The organism is Nocardia noduli, assembly GCF_019038455.1.
GTDB lineage: Bacteria > Actinomycetota > Actinomycetes > Mycobacteriales > Mycobacteriaceae > Nocardia > Nocardia noduli.
In genome coordinates, this window is the sequence record NZ_JAFMPL010000122.1 from 1 (window position 1) to 21,091 (window position 21,091).

A 21,091-nucleotide genomic window follows, 5' to 3' on the forward strand; every position below is an offset into this window, starting at 1 on the left:
GGGAGTGGGTGTGGGCGGATTCGCCTGTTCGGCAACAGGTCCGATTCCGGCGGGCGGATTCGTCGGCCGGGCTGCGGGGCGGGTCCGCTCGCGGTGGGTGGCGTAGGCGGCATCGATGACCTGGGCGCGGTGGCGCGCGCGCAGCGTGGGCATGATCTCGCCCGGGTATTCGGTGGTGCCGATCGCCGTGCGTGGGTGCCATCGTTCGCCTACCGGTTCGACGTTCCACAGGTGATAGGTGATGCCGTTGACATCCTGGGCGACCAGATAGTGCTGCTCGCCCACACCGATCACCAGTTGCCGGATCGCGTCGTCGCGGGCGCGTAGATGGTCGCGGTTGCGTAGAAACTCGCCCAGGTAGCGCTCGATGGGGTCGATGAGTTCCAGGCGCACCAACGCGCCGTAGCGGTCGATGTACATCGGGGTGGTGGCCGATTCCTGCGCGAAGCGTCGCTGTCGTTCTTCGGCGTGGGCTTCGATCTCGGCGATGGCGTGGAGATCCTCGCGGATGCGTTCCAGGGCGGCGTCGGGCGTGTCCTCGTGTCCGACCCAGCGTTGTTGTCCGCTGCCCAGAGCTGCGGCGTCGTCGTTGTCGGTCGCGGTCCACACTTTCAGCGTGGGGCGGCTGCCGGTGGTCGCGGTCTCGATGAGGTATCGGTGCCCTCCCGCGTTGAGAGTGCGCCGATTCTCGTTTCCGCCCGGGAGTTCTCGCTCGTAGGGGGCGATCAGTCCGTCCAGCGGCGCGAGATCGGGATCCGGCGGCGCCAGCGGTGGTGTGGGGTCGCTTCGGGAGAGGGCACCTCTGGCCTGTCCGATCGCCTCGGCGAGCGAGGCTGCGGCGAAGGCATCACCGTGTGGGCCCTTCGTGGCCGACCAAAGGTGTTGCCCCTCGGGCAGGTCGCTGTCGACCAGCACGATCTGTGCGCCGTCCGGATCGCCGACCGCGATCGTGGCCGTGTCGATGATGCGTAGATCGGCGGGCGCGGTATTCGCGCTGAACAGGTCGGCCCAGGGATCGGCGGCCGCGCTGCCCAACGTGGCGAGGACCCGGCCCAGCAGATGCTCGCTCAGATGGTCGAGGGGATCGATATCCAACCGGGCCAGGCCCTCGACGAGTGCGCTGCTGGTGGGGGCGGCCACGAGGGATGCGTAGGTGTCGCGTACCGCGGCACGGGCCAAGGGCCACCGTGCGGGGTCGCCGTGGTCGGGTTGGGTGGCCATGAGGGCGGAGGCGGCCAGGGTGCGCATCACTTGATCGCGGCGCAACAGCGGGGCGGCGAGTTCGACCAGCGCGCTCAACGTCTCGCTGGCCGGGCGTGAACCGGCAGTGCCTGCCGAGTCGGCTGCGGCCGCGACAGTGCCTGCTGTGCTGGAGGTTTCGGCCGGGCTCGCGGCGGCCGCGGCGCCTCGCGGCAGCGTGTCGAGGATGCGGGTGGCGATGGCCGGGATCTGCTCGTGCAGTCCCAGAACCATGTCGAGCATCGCGGAGTCGCGGCTGTTCTCGGCCTGGGTGAGCGAGACACCGAGTCGGGCGTAGACGAATTCGGCGACGGTCGACTCCGCGACCTGCGAATCGGCCCGCGTTGCGGTGATGTCTCGTGCCAGCTGTGGGTCGGCGACGGCGGCGGCGATGATCTGTTCGGTCAATTCAGCGGCGGCGCTGTCGGTGTCGTACTGCTCGAGCAGCGGCCGGGTCCGGATGACGCGGTCGACCTCGGCCAGGGACACCCCCTCTGCGCGTTCGTCGCCGCCGGGTCCACTGATCGAGGATTGGGTGGGGTCGTAGGCGTAGTTGCCGCCGGGATCAGCTGTCCACACCGCTCGGATCAGGACCGAGGCGGTGTCGGCGGGGGTGTGCAGGAGCAGTTTCAGACGTTCGGCGGGATGGTCCAGTCGGTGGCGCCACCGGTAGGAGATGTTCCACCCGCGCGCATGGGCGCTCTCGGCTGCGGCGAGCAGGTCGGGTGGGTCGAAGGACTCTCCGTAGGACTTCGGTGTGGGGGGGCGTCGATGTGCGGGCAACCACCCCAGAACCCGCGGCGCGGATTCTGTGACCTCGGCCGCTGTGTCGCCGGTGTCGGTCGTGCTGCGGGGCTCGGGGACCGGGTCCCGGCTGAGGTCGGGTTGCTCTGCGGGCTCGGGAGGCCGGGACGCGGGTGAGGTAGCCCGCAGGGCTTCCAGGACGGTGAGCGCAGCCTGTTGTGGGGCGGCCGGGAGGTCGAGCCGGTTCAGTGCGGCAGTGAATTCCCTTGTAGTCGAGCCGGTTTCGTCGCCCTGGTAGACCACTGCGCGCAAGGTGGTGTCGACCAGGGTGGCCAGATCGGGGGATTCGGTGTCCAGGATCGTCGACAGTTCGCGGCGTGCGGTGGCGATCGCGTAGGCCTGGCGCAGCTCGTTCTCGGCGATCTGCGCGGCTTCGCCGATGGTGGGGTTGTCACGGTCGGAGGCGGCGCGCGCATAGGCACGCAGGGCGGTGGCCTGCCAGTAGGCGATGTCGAAGCGATCACTGTCCGCGCGGTTGTATCGATTGTCGCGGCCGGTGGTCAGTGTCCGGTCATTAGCGCTGTTCTGCTTGGCACGGAAGTGCTCGGCCACGTTGAGCGCCGGGTTGCTGGCCGCGAGGACCCGCAGCACCACCGGCAATTCCGGGGTGTCGAATTCGCGGACGGCTGCCCAGGCCGAGCCTGTGCTGTACCACCCGGTGCTGGGGGCGCATCGTGACCCGAGTTCGGCCATCGGCCAGCCGAGCACGAACCGCCACCGCTCGCCCGGCTCGGGTTCGCCCTCCAACAACAGGGTGAAATCCTCGGTGCTGGGCTGGGGGGTGCTGACCTGCCAGCCACACGCTGCCGCCACGGCCGCGATCTCACGCGCGGGATAGGCCATGGCAGCGAACTCGCGTCGGTGTTCATAGATCTCGGGATCGGGCAGCGGGGAGTAGTCGACGCTGTTGTCGGCATGCCACAGTTGTTCGCGGTATGCGTCGTCTTCGGCGATCGCGACCAGGTCGCGGCGCACGCAGTGCATCGCGTCGGCGAGCAGGCCGTCCCCGCTGGGCGACAACGAGATCGGAATGCCGTCCTCGCTGCGGTACACCGCGGTATGGCCGGTCCCGGACTGGTGCAGCAGCAGGTAAAGCTGGCCGCCCGCATGGATTCCGACTGAGGCCGAACCGGTTTCGGCGAGGTCGGTGATGCCGAGGAACCGTTCGATCTGGGCGTGGGGGTATCGCAGTTCCAGCGCAGGTGCGAGGTGGTCGAGGCGAGTTCGGTGATGGATCTGCCAACTCCGCTGGGCGACGCGATCGCCGAGCTGGGTCAGCATCGCCGAGTCGACGGAGATCGCGGTGTCGAGCAGATGGTGCAACCGTTGCGCTTGGTCGCTGGTGTCGGTGGCGGCGGTCGAGTCGGTGAGCGCCTGTTGGGCGGCAGTCGCGCCGAATGCCCGGTAGGTCCGCGCGTCGGCCTGCGCGGCGAAGCGGTTCAGCAGGGGATCGGCGGAGGCGGCCTCGATCAGCGCGGCGGCGGCTTGGGCGGTGAGGGTGTAGCGCTGACGTAGCCGGTGGTAGGTGTTGTCGGCGTCGCCTTCCCACAGCGGGTCGATGAGTTCGGCGGTGTCGATGCAGTCCACGGCGGTGTCGAAGTCGAGCTCGGCGAACGACTGCGCTGCGGTGTCACGGTATAGGGCGGCGAAACTGCGCCGATCGTGACGGCGGGCGGCGGCTTGGTCGGGTGTGCAGTCCACGATGCTGTCGCGGTGCTCGCCCAGATAGGTGCTGATCGCCCGGTGCAGTGGATCTTGTCCGTGGCGTACCAGAATCCGAGCCAGGGCGGGGGCTTTGGCGAGTTTTTCGGCGGGGTCGGGTAGGTGCCGGTATTGGTGGGCGTGGTCCTCGACCACCGACCGCAGCACCGACAATTCGAGATCGCTGTATCGGGCGGTCGCGATCAGGTCGTGAACCACTGCGGTCCATCGCAGCGGATCGACCCGATTGCGGAAATCCGGTGTCGTGTGGATCCCGCCCGCGAGGTGGGCGAGCACTCCCGCGACCTCACCGCCCGATCTGGCGTCTGTGGGGACGTACGCCAGGGTTCCCGGCTGGTCACGACGGCTCCACGGCTGCGGTGTTCCTGCCAGTGGGACCGGCCAATACCCGCGGTGGCGTAGCAACGACCGCAGCCAGTCCGGGTCTATCGCGTCCAGCGCCGCGTACGCCGGTGTCATCACACGGCCCGGCGACCACTGCGCGAAGGCAGCCGCGACAGTGGCATGGTCACGGCCCTGGCCCGGCGGTGGCGCGGGCTCGGAAGGCCCGGGTTCCTCGGCAACGTCTGCGATGCCTCGGGTTGTCGTGGGGTCCGCCCCTGGGCCGGGTTGCGATGGGGCCGTGGCGAGCGCGGTGGAATGGTGTGCGCGCAGGGCGGTCATGGCGTCATCGAGGGTGCTGGCCCGTGCCACGGTCCTGGCTGTGCCGTCGCTGATGGCGTGGAGGGTGATCTGGGTGTCGTTGTCGTGGGTGAGGGTGTAGTGGTGCCCGTCGCGGGTCACCGCGACGAGGCCTCGGTGTTGGTCCTCGGCAGCTGTGTAGCCGTCGAGTCGTTCGTGTTCGAAGTCCAGTCCGAATCGAGTGGGCTCCCACGCCGGGTAGCGATCGCGCGCCGAGTCGTGACGATGCTCGCTCCAGCTGCGATCCATCAGCGTGGCGATCAACGGCTCGGACAGGCTCGATGATCGACCGAGCAGAGCCGCGATCGACTGTCCGAGGACCGGTGCGATATCGGTGTCGGCGTGCGCAGTCGCGGCGTCGCGTAGTGCCTGCTCGGCGGCTGTGCCGCCGTAGATCGCGAATACCTCACGGGCAGCGGCGGCCGACATCGCCCGCAGAACGGGATCGGCGGCGGCGGCATCGGTGACGGTGTCGAGGAACTCGACCACGGTGGAAACATCGGTGGCATCGGCCGCGGCGGCGCCGGCGAATGCGGCGGCGTGGCTGGCGCGGTAGCCCAGGCCCAGCCACGCCTGGCGGTCGCGGGTGTGCAGGCGTACCAACGCGGTGGTGAAGTCGTCCCATTCGCTGGGGCGGGGATCGCCGCTGGCGAAGCTGGCCGCGGTGCAGTTCCAGAGCCGTTGGGTGATCACCCCTGCGGTGGAGGTGTCCAGGTGGCCGAAGCTGAAGGCCTTGACGGCGTCGAGTTCGCGCAGACCTGCCCGGAGCAGGGTCGACAGGTGCAGGCGGTCGCGGCTGTCGGCGACGGTGGCACGCTCCTCGTGCAGCGCCTCTGTCGGTGTGCTGTCGACAGAGGCGATCTCGGCGTCCAGTCGCGCCAGTTGCGCCTCCCGCCAGGAGATGACCGGACCGACGTCACTGTCGCGCCACACCGGTGACTGCTCGGCGGCGCCCATCGCCTCGTAGGCACGTTGTTCGCGCGCACGAAGCTCCTCCATGCCCGACAATTCGACCGGGGCTGTGGTCGGGGTTACGGCGACCGGCGAGGGCTCGGCGACCGACGCGCCGGGTTGCTGTAGCGGGAATTCCGTTTCACTGGAGGGGGATTGGGTCAGGGTGTGCAGGTCGGGGCGGGGCGGTGATGTCGGCGTGCCGCCGTCGATGGTGGTGTGGTCGTAGACGTATGCCAGCGAGCCGGGGTCGAGGACTGTGCGTGCTCGGGTGACCGCGACGTAGGCCAGTCGAAGTTCTTCCGGTGCGGGCAGGATCAGTTTGCCGGTGACCGGGTGTTCGGTGGGGCCGCGGAAGTCGTCGCCGATGCGGACGCGGTCCCATTCCAGACCTTTCGCTTTGTGGGCAGTGGAGACGATGACATCGGGCGCGGCCAGTTTGAGTGCCTGAGCGCGTGCGGCGCGGCGTTGCTCGGCGGTGCCGGTGGCCATCCAGACCTCGCGGATCTCGCCCTTGTTCTTGCCGCTGGTGGAGCGCAGCTTCTCGGGATGGGGGTGGCGATCGAATCCGGCGCGGCCCAGGATCGAGCGGTGGGGGTAGGTGTCGCCTTCGGCGATCAGTCCGTGAGCGGTGTCGCGGAAAGTCACCTTGTCCAGGCCGGTAGTGCCGTTGTGTTCTCGGACTTGACGAACGATGTCATCGAGGTTGTCGACGCCGGTGCGTTCGACCATGCCGACCAACATGACGAGTTTGGGGTCTTCACCGTTTTCGGCTTCCTCGACAACTTCTGACCATCTGCGGAACGGGGCCAGATCCTCGTGCATAGCGCGGGGAGGGCTGGGCATGTCGTCGGGTTCGCTGGATCCAGCCGCCGTCATGGCGGCGTCGACCATTTGCAGGTAGCGCGCGCTGCTCACCAGCGCGTTCAGGTCGGGTTTGACTCCCTTGGGAACTCCCACAGTGCGCCCGGCCGCCAACTCGCGCTCGATCTGAGCGATCGCGCCCCCGTTGGAGCGCACCAGGATCGCGTCGGCGCCGGTCATGGTTGCGGGGTCGGTGATCCGCGATTGTGCGCCGCCGCCCTCGACGCGTTTGTTCGAGTCGAGCAGTTGCAGGAAACGGTTTCCGATATCGGCGATCTCGGGGCCAAATCGCCAACTCTTGGTCAGCGGCAACTCCGCGTCCGCTAGGGCGGTGGCGAGGTAATCCGCAGCGCCGGTGAAGCCGTAGATTGCCTGATCCTGATCCCCGACCAGTACTTTACGCATCCGCTGATCGGCGACCACTTTCGCCAGGACCGGCGCGGTGTCCTGCCCCTCGTCGAGAAACAGAATGCTCGCGGTGCGTTTGAGGCCCGACCCCGGCTCGGTGAGGTCCGGCCGTCTCAACGCCCACATCTTGCGCACATGGTCGCGGGTCAACCGCAGTGCGCCACCGGTTTCGGCGTTCAGATCCGCCCATGCCTTCTCGGCCAGGGCCACTACCTGATCCTGGGTCGTTTCGGGCATCTCCCGGATACGCGCCGGTAGGTGTGCACGTCCGATGAGATCCTCGGCGCTGGTGGCGTAGGTGTCGACGGTCCGAATCACCGCCATCGCCTGTTCGGTGATCGACAACGGTCCCGGCTCTCCGGAGGCCAATGCCCTGGTGATACTCAGATGCCGTGCGACGTGATCGGGGCGGCGCAGCGCGGTTTTGTCATCTATGCGGTCTCGTAGGTATTTCGGTGCCCACTGGAAAGCGATGGAATGGCCGGTGCGCGATTCCACGTTCGCGGGCATGCGTTCGGCGGCTTCGAGCTGAACCGATTTGTTGAATGCGATATAGACGATGCGCGCGTTCGGATCTTGCAGACCGATCCGTCGTGCCAACCCCTCCAGTGTCGAGGTCTTGCCAGCTCCGGCACCGGCCTGGACCTTGACATCGAGCCCGGCGAGCACGTGGTCGTAGACGGCCTGCTGCTGATCGGTCGGCGCGAACTTCTCTCCCGCGACCGCGACCGCGGGCGAGGCTGCCACGACCGGGGTGAAGGCAGATTCCGGTGACGAAGTGTTCGGCGAGACAACCGGCCGGGGTGCTGTGCTTGGGTCCTCGGTGCCGGGCGCTGCCCGCACCTCGACGACTGCGGCACCGGTTTCGATCGCCGCTGGTGGGGTGAGCGTCTGGGTGTCGGCCGGGGTGCGCCACCGTTCGGCGTGCTCGATCCACGCCTGCCGTTGGACCATGGTGAGCGCGTCGTCATCGAGGTGGTCGACAAAGCTGTCCCACAACGGGTTCGCGACTTTGCGATCACCTCGGAGGCTGCTGTCCGCCAGGTCGTAGACAGCTTCCAGCAGATCCTCGACCTGGGGGTGGTCGAGATGTCCGAAGCTCAGTGTTCCCGCTTCGAGCAGCTCACGCAGCGTGTGCTGGATCGCGGCGACCCGGGTGAGGCGGGCGATCCTGTTGTGGATCCCTGCCGGTGAGTCACGCCGTGGTGGCGGTGCATCGTCGGTGGCATCGAGTTCTGTGATTGCCGCCAATTCGGTCTTCTGCCAGCCGATGTGAACATCGGTGACTCCCTCGAGGGAAAGACACAATCCCTCGGCAAGGTCCGCGGTCTGCGCGGCATGCGCGGCCGCGGACCGTAGCTCCTCGATGGTGGGCATCGTCGACGCGGCTGGGGCCGAACGGTCGTGCAGCGTGGCGAGCACCGTCGCGGGTAGCGCGGCATGCTGCGGGGACGCCGAGTCGGCGGGGAGGGTGTTGCGCGACTTCGACACCAGCAACACCGCGCGGCTGCCGTCGCGGGGGACCCGCCACACCAACTCGAACTCGTGCTCGGGCTGCTGTGGGTCGTGGCCGTGCACACGGTGATGTGGATCGGCGTCGCCGGTGTCCACCGAGGTGCTGGTGACCTGAAAGCCATGTGCGCGGGCGGCGGCCGCGATCCGCGATGCCACCTCCATGCCCAGTGGCAAGCCCGCCGGTTCGGGTGTGCTGTCCTCGGCAGTGGTGGTGGGTGCGAGTTCGGACCGGCGTGCGCGGTAGGCGGTGACGTAGTCGCGCAGGAGTCCGCTGACCCGTGGTGCGACGCCTTTGACCATGGCTACGCCCATGTCGCCGTAGCCGATCCGGTCGAGTTCGTCGGCGAGTTCGGCGATCACGGAGATGGTGGTGTCGACCTCGGCACGGGTCTTGCCGTACTCGGAAAGCATCTTCGGGTCGAGTTCGGCCAGCTGGCGGCCTTGGGCAGCGATGCCTCCACCCCGAGCCCATGTTGTGCCGGTCAGCGCATCCGCAGCGAATTGCAGTGCTTTGCGTCGAGGCTCGTCCTCGGTGGCGGCCCTGGCCGACATCAGCCACTTCGACAACGCGGCCTTGCCGTGATTGGCCTTGGGTTTGGCAGGGATCGGGATCGCCCAATCACGACCGGCCGCTATGCCGGTGCGCCCGAGCCAGTCGTCGGTGGCGGTCGCGACGGCGCCGACGACGGAGTCGATGTCCAAGCCGGGGATGGCCAGCCGTGTCAGTTCCTCGGCCAGTCCGACGCGGGGATCACCACCTCGGCGTGCGATGCTCGCCGAGGTGTGAACCAGATCGGACAGCTGTTCGGCCGATCCGGTTTTCAGGCCCGGCCAGACCTCTGTTAGCTCTGTGTCGAAGGCATCGAAGGTTGCTGCGGCGCGGCGCGCGGAGTCCAGTCGCGCGTTCGCCTGCTCTATGTGGCGGTTCGCGGCGTCACGTTCACTCGCGTCGGTGATCAGCGGTTGTTCGACGGTGATTCGGTCGACGACCGCGCTGTGGTAGGCGATTTCGTGCTGTGCCACAGCGGGCTGGTCCTCGGCGCCGGCATATCGGTTGGCGTTCGCCGACAGCTCCCGGGCCAGGGACCGCCACAAATCCGGATGCGTAAGCGTGTGGTGGCCGCCCTCTGGCTGCTCGGAGACGCTGTCGGGTGCGGACGGCACAGGCTGTGACCGAGACTGGCCACCAGCCTCGTGAGTCGGCTTGTCGGCGACTACCGACTCCGTGGCGCGGGGAGTGCTCGCGGCGACGGATCCCAGATCCAGGGCCTGGCGCAGCAGACTTAGGCGTTCGGCCTCGGGGATCGAATTGTCGGCCAGGCGTCGGCGTAGTTCGGGTTCCAGCGCTTCGGCGAGCTGGCTGAAATGCGTTGCGGTGAGGGTGACTGCCGCAGCGTCTTCGGGCACGGGCCCACCGTTGAGCGCGCGCAGCCGAATAGCATCGAAGCGGGGCTCGTAGTACAGGCCGCGCCAGTGGGGACGGTGCGTGATGGCCTCACCGCGCAGCGCCTCACTGGTGTCGTAGGAGAACAGTCGGCGCATCGCTGTTCGAAAGTTCGGTCCGACGGCTGCACCGACAGTGTCGATTCCCAACGCCAACAGCAGAACTCGCTGATCGGCGCTCAACACACCGGCCAGTGGTCGGTCTGCGGGGTCTGGTTGCGGCAGCGATCCTTGTTCTGCTGTCGCCGAGGCGACTTTCGGCGTCGGGGTGTTCGGCGGCGGCGCAGCTTCTGACACCACCCGTGGCCGCGGATCGGGTGTGTGCGGTGTGACCGTTGGTGCTCCAGGATCACGACGTCGGTTTGTGTCCTTGCCGTTGGCTGGTGCGGCTGGGCTGGATTCTGCACTGGGGTACTCGGGAGTGGGCGTGATGGCGTCGATCCCGAGAATTTCGCGCAGCAGCCGGTTGGTGTCCTCCCTGGAATTCGAGCGATCGGCCACCTGGGCACGAATTGTGGGATCGCGAGCCTCTATGAAGCGCACCAATTCGGTGACGGTGACGGTGGCCGCAGCGGCATCCGGAGGTACTTCGCGCGATTCGTTGATCGAGACGACACTGATACGCCGGTCTCTGAGTTCGTAGTACAGTCCCCGCCAATGCGGGCGTACGGAGATGATTTTGCCCGTGAGACTGCCCGGACCCCCTGAAGTCGAGAACTTGTGTCGGATCCAGAACGGTGGATCATCGCCCATGACCCTCTCAATGGCGCTGACCGCGTACACCAGCAGCCGCTGATCCTGGGTCAACTCTCCTGAGGCTCGCCGACCACGCTTGTTCCGTGCGGGCGGTGGATCCTGCTTCGATGCGGGTGTCTCGGCGGCGCTGGTTTGCGATGGGGATGGCTGACCTGGTGGCGTGGCAGTCGGAGTTTCGAGTGGCCCCGGCGCTGGCAGGTTCTCGACTACTGGCGGTGGCGTCGGGTCGAGACGGCGATCGGCGATCTCGCTGCTGGCGGGGAGGGGGTCGCCGAGGTTCGGGTTGGCTGCGAGCTCTGCTGTTGTGGCCGTGATGGTTTCGATTTCGAGGGCGTCGCGAAGAGAAGCGGCGCGTTCGGGCGCAGACAGCGATTGATTGCCTAACCGAGCGCGTAGTTCGGGATCGAGCGATTCGAGGAAGGAAACCAGCTCTTTGACGCTGACGGCGACCGGATCCACGTCGGCTGGTGCTGGGAGTCCGGCGGGAGGGCGGAGACAAATCGTTCCTGCTGCATCGACTTCATGGCTCAGGCCGCGCCAGTGGGGACGCAGGTCTAAGACGTCCCCGGTCACCTCGGCGGCGGGCGAGGTGACGAACAGGTGGGTGGCGAGCGACAGCGGCTCGGAATACGTGTGGGTCTCGTCCAGTGGCGATGTGGTTGCCGGGACTATTGCGTCGATGCCCAGCGTGGTGCGCACCAGAGCATCGAGTTCGTCCTTGGCCAGGCTGCGGCGGTCGGCAAGTTTCGCGCGGAGGGCAGGGTCGAGCGATTCCGCGAACGCGATGAGTTCAGTCTTGGTGACCTTCACCCAGAGGCCATCCTTCGCCACTGAGAGGAAACGTGGGCGCAATCCCACTCCGGATCGAAGGCTGTATTGATCCCAGTCTTTCCACCCCGGCCGGAGCCGAATTACCTCCGGTGACAGGGCTGACATGCCCCAATCCCTGTACAGCGTCAAGATCGCCGCGGTGTTATCGGTTCCCAAGGTCTTGGCCAACCGGTCGGCACCGAGTCCGTACAGCACCAGTCGTTGATCGGCGGACAGCGTGTCTCTGGCCGGAGGCCGCGCGGATTCGGTTGGGGTCGAGGATCTTGGTTGGAGTTGTTCTCCAGTCGCGGGGGGCGAGTCTGTCGCTGAGCCGACAACAGGTGTGATCGGTGTGTCCACGCCGTCGAGGAGGCCAGCGCCATCTCGGGGTCTACCCACGGCATACAAGAGCAGCCGCTGATCCTGTGTCAGCGTTCTGGATGCTCGCCGACCGTGCTTCACTGGCGTAGGCGGTGAATTCTGCTGGGGTGCAGATATTTCGGCGACGCCGTTGTTCGATCGGTCGATAGCGTGGGCGGTCTGCCCGGTTTCGATGGCGCTAGGGGTGATTTCATCGATCCGCAGGGCTCGACGTAGCAGGTGGTCGTGCTCGGCCTCAACGATCGAGTGATCCGTGAGTCGCTGGCGTATTTCGGAATCCAGGGACTCGATGTAGCGCACCAACGCTGTCTCGGTGACCGTGGCCGCGGCGGCGTCGTCGGGGCATTGTCGATCACCGGCTGCGTAGATCTGGATCCGTTTGTTGCGGGCGGCGTAGTGCAAATGCTGCCAGTGCGGACGTAGATCGGTGATCTTTCTGGTCAGGGACCCTGTAGGCGAGCCTGAGAACAGCCTCCTCAACGCCGCGCGAGGATCGGTTCCCATCAGGAGGCGGATGTCGTAGGGGTGGCTCATCGCGACCGCGTAGACCGCCAAGCGCTGATCGTCGCTCAAGTCTCCCTTCCGTCGCTTGGGCGGCTTCGCTACCGATGTCGCAGGGGTCGACGAGGCGGCGGGTTCGGTCTCGCCGGGATGCGGCGGGACCGGCTGCGGTTTGTTGGTGCTGACCGATGCCGAAGTGGGTTCACCTGTGATGGCTTCGATGTGAAGGGCGTGGCGGAGCAGTCGGTCCCGGTCGATACCGGGTTGTGTGTGGTGTTCGGCGAGTTGGGTTCGTAGTTGGGCAGGCAGCGCGGCTGCGAAGCGGGCGAACTGTCGCCGGGTGACCTTCACTGTCGAGGCAGGTCCGTTCAGCGGTGCGTCACCGGCTGCGAGGCGGACGCCGATGTTGTCGACGTCGTAGGCCAATCCTGCCCAGTGTGGGCGGGCGGCGGTGATCTCGGGGCGAAGCGGCCCGGAAATGGGGTTGGTGAACAGGCGTGTGATGTCGATGCCCAGGCCTGCGGTGATCGTTTCGGGGGCAACGGCGTAGAGCAACAGCAGTTGGTCGTCGCTGAATTCCTGGGACACGACCGGTGTGGGCGGGCTGGGCCGCTGGCTCGACGAGAGCGCAGTCGTGGTCGTCAGTGCGGAGGTGCGGTCGGGGGTTTCGGTCTGTGCGGCGATGAGATCCCGGTCGGGCTCGTCGGGCTCGGTCGCGGTCGATGCTGTTGGACTCGATGCTGGGGTGCTGGTCTCGGGAGCTGTGGTTGTGGGATTCGGACCGCTTGCGGGGGCGTCCGGGGTGTTGCTGTGCTGGGCTGCTCGTAGATGTGTCAGTACCTGGTCCAGCTGCGAGGGCAACAAGGAGCGGGCGGTCAGCAGCGCCAGGAGTGCGCTGTGGCGCGGGTCGTAGTCGGGTGTGGTGGTGAGGCGGTCCAGGGTGAGGTCGAGGGTGTCGTTCAGGGCTGCGTCGACTATGCGGTGGCGCTGTTGGGGTTCTGGGCCGGTGATAGCGCCCAGCACCTGATCGCGCGTTCGGACGATGAGTCGGGTTCGGGCGAGTTCGGCTTCCGCGGCGGCGACAGCACTGCCGTCGGCCAGTACCTCGGTGGAGGTAGCGGGTGGGGTGGTGTGCCCGAGAGGCTCTGATTCAGCGGGGTTCGCGTCGGTCTGTTCGGTGTGGCGTGCTTGCCGAGTTTCGATGGCCACCGCGTCGCGTTCGGCGGCCTTGTGGATGTGGTTGCGGATCAGGGTCGTGATGTTGGCGGTGCTGGAGGGCCAGCCGAGTAGTGGCTCGTCTACTCGGGTGTTCCATCCGAGGCTGTGTTCGTCGGCCACCCATACGCTGTGCAGGCCTTGGCCGCGCGACAGTGTCGACAGGAACGCCATGCCGCCGGATTCGATGCGGTAGAGCGGGTTCACCGCATCCAGTTCGATGACCGAGATTCGTTCGGTGGCCAGGTCCAAGCCGAGTTCCACAGCGCGGCGCAGCGCCGGGTCCTGACTGCCCGAGACTGTGGTGAGGAGAAGTTGGTCGCGTTCGGACCGCGGTGCGGGATGTGCGAGTGTGGTGGTCAGGGCTGCGGTGAAGTGATCGAGCGCTGCGGTATCGGCCAGAAGTTGTGCGGCGACGTGGTGTGCGGCGGCGGTGGTTTCACCTGGCACCTGCACGGTGGGGGTCTTGATGTAGTGGCGCAGTCGCTGCTGGAGGAACTCGCGCACCTGTTCGTGCTCGGTGCCGGATCGGCGCGGGCCCAGCTCGGCCAGGGCGTGGGCGGTGAGGATGTCGCGCAGGGTGTTCTGTTGAGCGGTGGTGCTGTTCGAGGGCGGCAGCGGGGTCGAAGGTGTGGGCTGGTGATAGATGCTGCTGTGGCCGAGTGCCCAGATCTCGCGGGCGACGTCGTCGAGTTCGGGTCCGTAGTCGCGGTCTTGGAAAGGGCCGGGGATTGCGGGGCGGTCGTGGATCAGCTGGCCCGGTTGGACCATTCGCCAGGCACGCGGTTCCCGGGGCTCGGTGAAGAGGTAGTCCGCGGTGTAGGACTGGGGCAGGTTGTAGGTGTAGGTGTCGTCGAATTGCAGGTCGAACTGAAGGTTGATCCGCCGCATACCTTGGGCGGTACGGGCAAAGATTTTCGCCCAGAAGTGCGGTGGCCGTCTGCTGTCGCTGTATCCCAGCAGATCGATGGTGGCGTCCAGGCCGCGCGCGCGAGCGGCTGCGGCCAGTCTCACCAGTTCCGGGGGCGGTGCTAGCTCTGGAAACCTGACCTCGGGTTCGGGTGTGTACACCCGGTGGACGGGCATGGGCAGTGCGTGGACACCGGCGAAGGGCGGCGAGGCGGGCTCGGCTGTGCTTGTGGTTGCGGGCGGCGGACTCGGTTGTGCCGCTGTCGTGGGTTTGGTGCCCTGATTTCCTGCGTCGGATTCGGGCGTGTCGAACAGGGAGTAGTCCGCGGTGGCGGCCGCTCTGTGGGCGGCGGCACGGTTGCCCTTGTCGGAGACGGTGGCCTCTTCGACTGCGTCGACCGCGTGGAGGATGTCCCAGATTTCCTTCTGTGGCAGGTGCTTTCGCATCCTGGCGTGCAGTCGGGCGCGGTCGGTGGCTGTGTAGGTGCCGACCGCGATCGCTTCGGTGGCGGTGTGGACGTGTTCGGCGGCGGGTTGGCCGCGGTCGGCGCCCAGCAGGTCGCTGATGTGTGTGAGCAGGGTGGTCAACTGCTGATGTGCCTGCGTCAGCGCGCCGGGTTGGTTCAGGAGCAGTGCCTCGGTGTGGGCTTCGCGCGCCAGATGGGCGCGGATGACGCCCATGATGTCCGTGTGGTCGTCGACGGACTTGAGCTTTTTGCGGGTTCGGCGTTCCCAGGGATGATCGTCGCCGCGTAGCGCTCGGGCGGTCCACTCGCCTCTCGTGTCGCCGCCTACATCGGCTTCGGCGGTGAAGATCCGGTAGTTCTGGCCCCGCTCACGTGGCGTGCGCAGGATGTACATGTGCCCACCGGCGGTGATGTTGTGGGAGCCGTCGAATCCGCCCCGGAAGTCTTCGTGACGCTCATATGGTGCGATCACCCCCAACGCGGCAGCGAAGGTTCCTTCTCGCGGTTGTGGCGGGCCGATCCGCGGTGGGGTGGCATCCGGAGCAGCGGCGTCGGATTCGGAGGCGGCCTCTGCAACGGGTGGCGGTGGTGTTTCGGGTATTGCGGCGACTTCGCCTGCGAGGGAGGCTGGGGCAGAGCTGGTTTCGGCAAAGGCGGCGGGTGTTGTAGGGCTTGTGTCGTCTGGGGGGCGGTCCGGTGCGGTGGTGGCGGTCGCGCGGTAGAGGGCGTGGGCGTCGAGGGTGGTCAGCGCGGCGTGTTCGATGACAGTCAGGTCGACCGGGTCGACGGCGTGTATGCGAGCTGGACTCGATTCGGTTGCGGTAGTGACGATTTCGGTCCAGCGTAGATCTTCTTCGATATCGAGGTGATCGCCCACCACGCCGATCAGGCCGGTGCTCAGATCCAGGACGCGGTCACCGACATTCGGTTCGCTCGTGCTGGCTGCGCGGAGCGTGTCGTGGTGGGCGTGTCCGGCGGGGGTGCATCGCAATTTCCCGGTGCCGGGGTCACGCTCGAGCAACCCTCGGCCGGTGAGTTGCTCGACCAGGCGTGGGTCCGCCACTGTCCGCGGCGCGGATTCGGCGGTGCCGAAGATGTCACCGATCTCGGGGTCGGTCGCCGCGGTGTGCAGCAGCTGGCGTGCGGCCGCGCGCAGCACGCTGTATTCGTCGGCGATGACCGCGACGTCGGGTTCGCTGTTTGTGGCGATCGCCCCGGTGTCGCCGGCCACGAGGGGCGCGGGCTGTGCGGTGACAGTGTCGGGGGTGGCCTCGGGTTTGAGGGCCGCTGGTGTCGCGGTCCAGGTGAGGGCTGGGGTGGTGCGGGCGTGGATCAGGCTGTCGACCAGATCCAGCTGGGGGCTGAATCGTTCGGGTTCTCGCCCGGGATGGTGCCAGTGTGCGCTGGAGCGGGCGGCATTGAGTCGGTACCCGCCGTAGGTCGGGTCGTCGAAGCTCAGCAGCAATTGCCATGTGCCGGTCGTCGTAGCCGCTGACATGGTGAGTTCGTAGGTGGTTCGGTCCTCGATGGTGACGTAGCGGGTCTGGGGCGACCACCCGGTAGCGGCGGCGCGAGCGATGAGGTCGTTGAGGTGAGACGGCGGCGGGTTGCACCCGTCGGGGGGCTGCGGTTGCTCAGTGGTGTCGTCGACGGGTGGCGCTGTGGTTGCGGCGAGTTGGTCTCGTGCCTTGGTGATCGCTGCGGCCAGCAGAAGGGTGCTGATCCGTCTGTCGACCGGGGGAACTCGATCTCGGGTGCCGAACGCCTCGGCCAGCTCACCGAGGCGGATGCGGTTCTCGGCGAGCAGGGTCTCGTCGTCGCACGCCGTCAGCACGAGGTGGTCGCCCTCGGGGCCGCCGACAGTGATGGTGTACTCGGTCGGTTCGGTCGGTTCGGTCGAAGCTGCTTTTCGGCGGGCTCGACGTCGGGGGTGGCGCAGTTCCCGCAGGACTTTTGCGCCGACTTCATGGGTGAGATACCGCTGTATGTCGAAGCCCAGGTGCTGGGTGCGCATGATCAGCGCGGGGTCGGTGAATGCGAGGTGGGCGATGGTTTCGGCGATCGCGTCGCGATGCAGGTCCGAGTGCAGGGCGTTGAACCCCACCCCGTTGTGGAGGCCGTGTCGCCACAGGTGATCCGAGGTGACCGCGGCGTGCACGCGTACGTCAGCGCTGAGTAGTGGGCGTGCGGCCGCGTCCAGATCGTGGCGTAGCGCGACGATTTCGGCATGGATCTGACGGGCGTGCTCTGACACGGGATCGTCGCGGCCGACTTCGCGCAGGGCTTCGACCATGGCTGCGTGGTAGTCGCTGCCCCACACCTCGGAGGTCTCGCCGCCGTCTCGGCTGAGCGATCCGAGTCTGACCTGTACTTTGGTCGAGGGCTCGCCTCTGCGGGTGACGGCAGGGGGATGGTATCCGAACGAGGTTCCGTACCACAGGTCTTCGCGGTCGCGGTCGGGATAGGGCAGGTTCGGCTGGATGGTGATGCGGATATCGGCGGTGAGCCAGGCGCGGGTGTCGGGGTCGGTGGCGTCGAGGTCGAGATCGGGCATCTGCTCGGACAGTTGCCCCAGCAGCAGGTCGGTGACGTGATTGAGCGAACCGACCCGGTCGGACATGAGCGGGTATCCGCTCCATGAGTCGGTGATGGGGTCGGCGAGAATCCCGGCTCCGGCCCACTCGCGCCAGCGCTGGATCTTGTCCGGATCGCTGATTGGTGCGGGCCACCACTGGTGACGCTCATCGACAGCGCGCCCGATGATCTCGTGAGTGATGGAGGCGGCGAAATGCTCGCGGCTGGGCTGTTGTTGTTCGGCCGCGATGACGGCGGCGTGGGCGGGGCTCGTGGCGGCGAGCCGGGCCAGCTGTGCCGCGATCACCCGGCCTACCGGCCCGTTTTCCGTGTAGTACCGCGTCGGGTAGGGATGGGCGCGAATAGCAGCGCGCACCTGTGGGTCCTGGGCCACCAACTCACGAATCTCGGCCCACTGCGGTGTGATCGGAGTTTCGTCGAGCGATCGCGGGCCGACAGGCGGGGAGGAGGCAGGTGTATCGAGGGGCTCCTCACCTGTCTTGTCCTGCGTCGCGGTAGGTGCCGGGGCAGCTGTGCTCTCCTCGGGTAGGAGGTGGTCGAACAAGGTGGGCGGTTGCGGGTCTTCCTCGGTCGAGGCCGGTGTGGGGATTTCGGCGGTGCTCGAGCGTCGGTGCGGCGGCGTGACCAGGTCCACGAGCAGTGCTGCGGCGATTTCGTCGCGCAGGTATCGACCGATGTCGATACCTGTCTGCTGGGCGCGCGCCGCCAGCGCCGGATCGGTCGTGGTGAGGTCGGCCAGAATTTCGGCGATCAACTCACCGGCAGGTTCGGAGTTCAGTGCATCCTGGACATTCCGCTGGTCGTCGTTGTGCTTCGGTGTCTCGGTGGTCGCGGCGACGTGGAGGCGATCGTCGGCGGCGAGGAGGGGGCGGGCGTAGGCGGCCAGATCCTCACGCAGTGCCGCGACTTCGGTGTGCAGGGTGCGGAAGGGCTCGGGGACGAAGTCGTGGTGGCCTGCTTCGTGCAGGGCTTCGACCATGGCGGCGTGGTAGTCGCTGCCCCAGTCTTCTGGGGATCTGCCGACGCCACGACGCAATGTGCCGTCGGCGCCGACCGCGATCGCGGTCGAGGCCTCGGTGCCGGGCCGCGGGGGAGGGTGGTATCCGAGTACGGTTGCGCGCCAAAGATTCACGCGGGCAGGGTCTGGGCGCAGGGACGGCGCGACGCTGAGGCGGATGTCTCCGATCAACCAGGCGCGGGTTTGCGGGTCGGTGAGGTCCACGCCGAGGTCGGGCAGTTGATCGGGTAGCTGTGCCAGCAGCAGCCTGGTCATGGTGTCGAGCGCGGTCGCGTGGTCGGCGGTGAGCGGAAGCCCGTTGCCGGTGGCGATGATCGGGTCTGCGGCCAGTAGCGAGTCCGCCCAGTCGCGCCAGCGGTTCAGTTCGGCGGGATCGGTGATCGCCGGTGGCCACCATCGGTCTCGGTGCTGTAGTGCGGATTCGGTGACCTGCTCGGCGAGCGGGGTGATGTTGTGGGCGCCATGGCGGTCGCGTTCTTCGCTGATCGCCTGACTGTGGGCGGGGCTGCGCCGGGCGATCTGATCCAACGAGGTCTCGACGACTGCGCGCATTGTGTGATGGCGGGCAAGGTTGTACGCCGGGTAGGGGTGACGGCGGATCGCCGCGTGCACAGCGGGGTCGTTCGACATTTCCTCGCGTATCTCGGCCCACTCCACCCCCGGGGCGGCGACCGAGGCCGGTGGCGATAGTGCCGAGTCAGCAGGGGTGTCGCTGGTGTGGTCGGAGAGGTTGTCCAGATCGAGAACTTCGTAGCGAAGGATCTGGCGTAGCACGCGCAGGTCGGCGTGCTCGTCCAGTCGGGTGCGTAGTGCGCTGGGCAGGTTGCGGGCGAAGCCGGCCAGTTCCGGGCCTGACAGGCTCACCGCCTCAGGTGCGTTGTGCAGGTGCAGGACACCGGATTCGGCGCTGACCCGCACTTGCGGTGTCCAACCGTGGTGGTGGATCGCTTCGGGATGCGGTGCGGGGAAATGCTGGTCAGCCAGCAGGGCGGGCAGTGCGGCGTCGGGGTCGGCGAGTGCGGCGGCCAGCATCGGCAGAGTGGACTCGTCGGACAGGGCGAACAGCAAACCTCGTTGCCCGAGGGTGAGGTTCGCCGGTGGCGCTGCATCGGTGTCGGTGATGCGTTGGCCTGCGACGGTCGCCAGGACGCGGCGGACCTGGCGCAGTGACAGCGGGCCGGGCCGGATGCTGACGGGGGTCTTGCGGCCGCCGATGCGGCTGACGCCCGAGGCGGCGGGGTTGTAGGTCAGCCCGCGGGCGGCGTCGTCGAAGACCAGGCGAACCGCGTAGCGCTCCCCGGTGTGATCGTGGAAGCGCAGTACCGACACTGCGGTATGGGCTGGGTCGGACTGGCGTTGGTGATGCCAGCCCATCGCGGTCGCCGCGCGCAGGATCGGGTCGACGGTCGGTGCGGCCGCGACCTGTTCTGCTTCCTCGGGTGCGGGCCCGTAGTGGTCGAGGACGATCCGGCGCAGTGCGGCACTGGATTGCGCGCCGGGGTCGACGCGCTCGGTGTCATCGAGCAGATCCGTGGCGGTCTCGGGATCTTCGGCCAGTAGCGCGGCCGTGGCGTCGGCGCGCAACTTGTCACCGGCGGCGGTGCGTGCGGCGCGACGTGCGCTGAGCTGTGTTTCGGTCGATGTGAGGACTTCATCGCGATGGGCGGCGACGTACGCGGCGACGGCCTGCCACAAGTGAGGGCGCAGACTTCGGTCGAATTGCCGCTCGACGTAGGTCTCGGCGGTGTAGCGCACCGCGCCCTCTTCGCCGATGTTGAGTTTCGGCCGGTACAGCGAGTGCGTGTGTTCTTCCACGGCGTGGTGGATGCGGGCGAGGTCGGGCTCGGTGAAGTCGTGGCCGATCCACGCGCGATCGATTATCGCGGCGACCAGTTGACGCCGCGCCCACGGGTTGGCTCGGATACTGCCTGCCACACGCTGTGGCGTGGTCGGCGCGCCGGGGACCTCGTCGGCGAGCAGTTGACCGCAGGTGCTGTCGAGGGCGGCGGTGATCGGTGCTGTCAGCCGGTCGCGGTAGGTGTCGTAGGTGTCGAGGCCGCGCACTCGCAGACCGTCGGTGGACAGTGCGGCGGCGACGATCTGATCCAGTGTCGCCGCGGCATCGACGGGAAGCCGAGTGGCCGGTTCGGTGATCACCTGCGCGATGACGTCCAGGTCCGCGTGGCGAGTGCTGGAGTGGGATCCGGAGGTGTGGTCGTGTGCGCTGGCGGTGGCGGTCGGAGGTTTGAATTGCCATCCTCGGTCGCCGTTCCGGTGCCATCGCAGAGTGATGTCTTCGATGCCTCGACCCAGATGCCCAGACATCGTCAGCGCGTAGATCACCCCGCGGCCGCCGTCGGGCAGGAATCGACCAGTGACCTGCCAATGATTGCGGGTGGCGGTTTCGGCGATGGTGTGGACTTCGGTCAACTCGGGCGGGATCAGCGGGGGAACCGGACGTAACAGCGCGGCCCACACCGTCGCGTGTCGCCATGGCCCCTGCTCTTGGATCGATGCCTCGTGCGGTGCATCGGTGGCGGGCGTCGCGGCGACGGCTGCGGGGTCGAGGGTGGTGCTCGGCGGCGTCGCAGAGGGAGGCGGCCCGAGATCGGCGACTTCCACCACGAGGGCGGTGATCGGCGGCAGCTCCACGGATGACACCGGTGTGGCGCTTTCTGGACCGTTGGCGGTCGCGGTGGTGTCCGGCACACCGGCGACGGTCCTGTCGGAGCTGGCAAGGTCGGTGATTGTTTCCGAGGTGCTGGCGGTCGGTGGTCGGGTTTCCTGGCTCGGTTGTGGGTCGGGGTCGGGG

At 67.5% G+C, this 21,091-nt stretch carries 2 protein-coding genes; one reads left to right on the plus strand and one right to left on the minus strand.

The features are described from left to right. Positions 1-20,931, minus strand: a 20,931-nt coding sequence (locus JZ792_RS36100) for a UvrD-helicase domain-containing protein (RefSeq protein ID WP_216917389.1), incomplete at its 3' end; no start/stop codon positions are given. On the opposite strand from JZ792_RS36100, the gene JZ792_RS36105 reads away from it, so the two are divergent. Then, positions 20,912-21,091: hypothetical protein (locus JZ792_RS36105; RefSeq protein WP_216917390.1), on the plus strand; the 180-nt coding region annotated here is incomplete at its 3' end. The two genes, JZ792_RS36100 and JZ792_RS36105, sit on opposite strands and share 20 nt — an antisense overlap.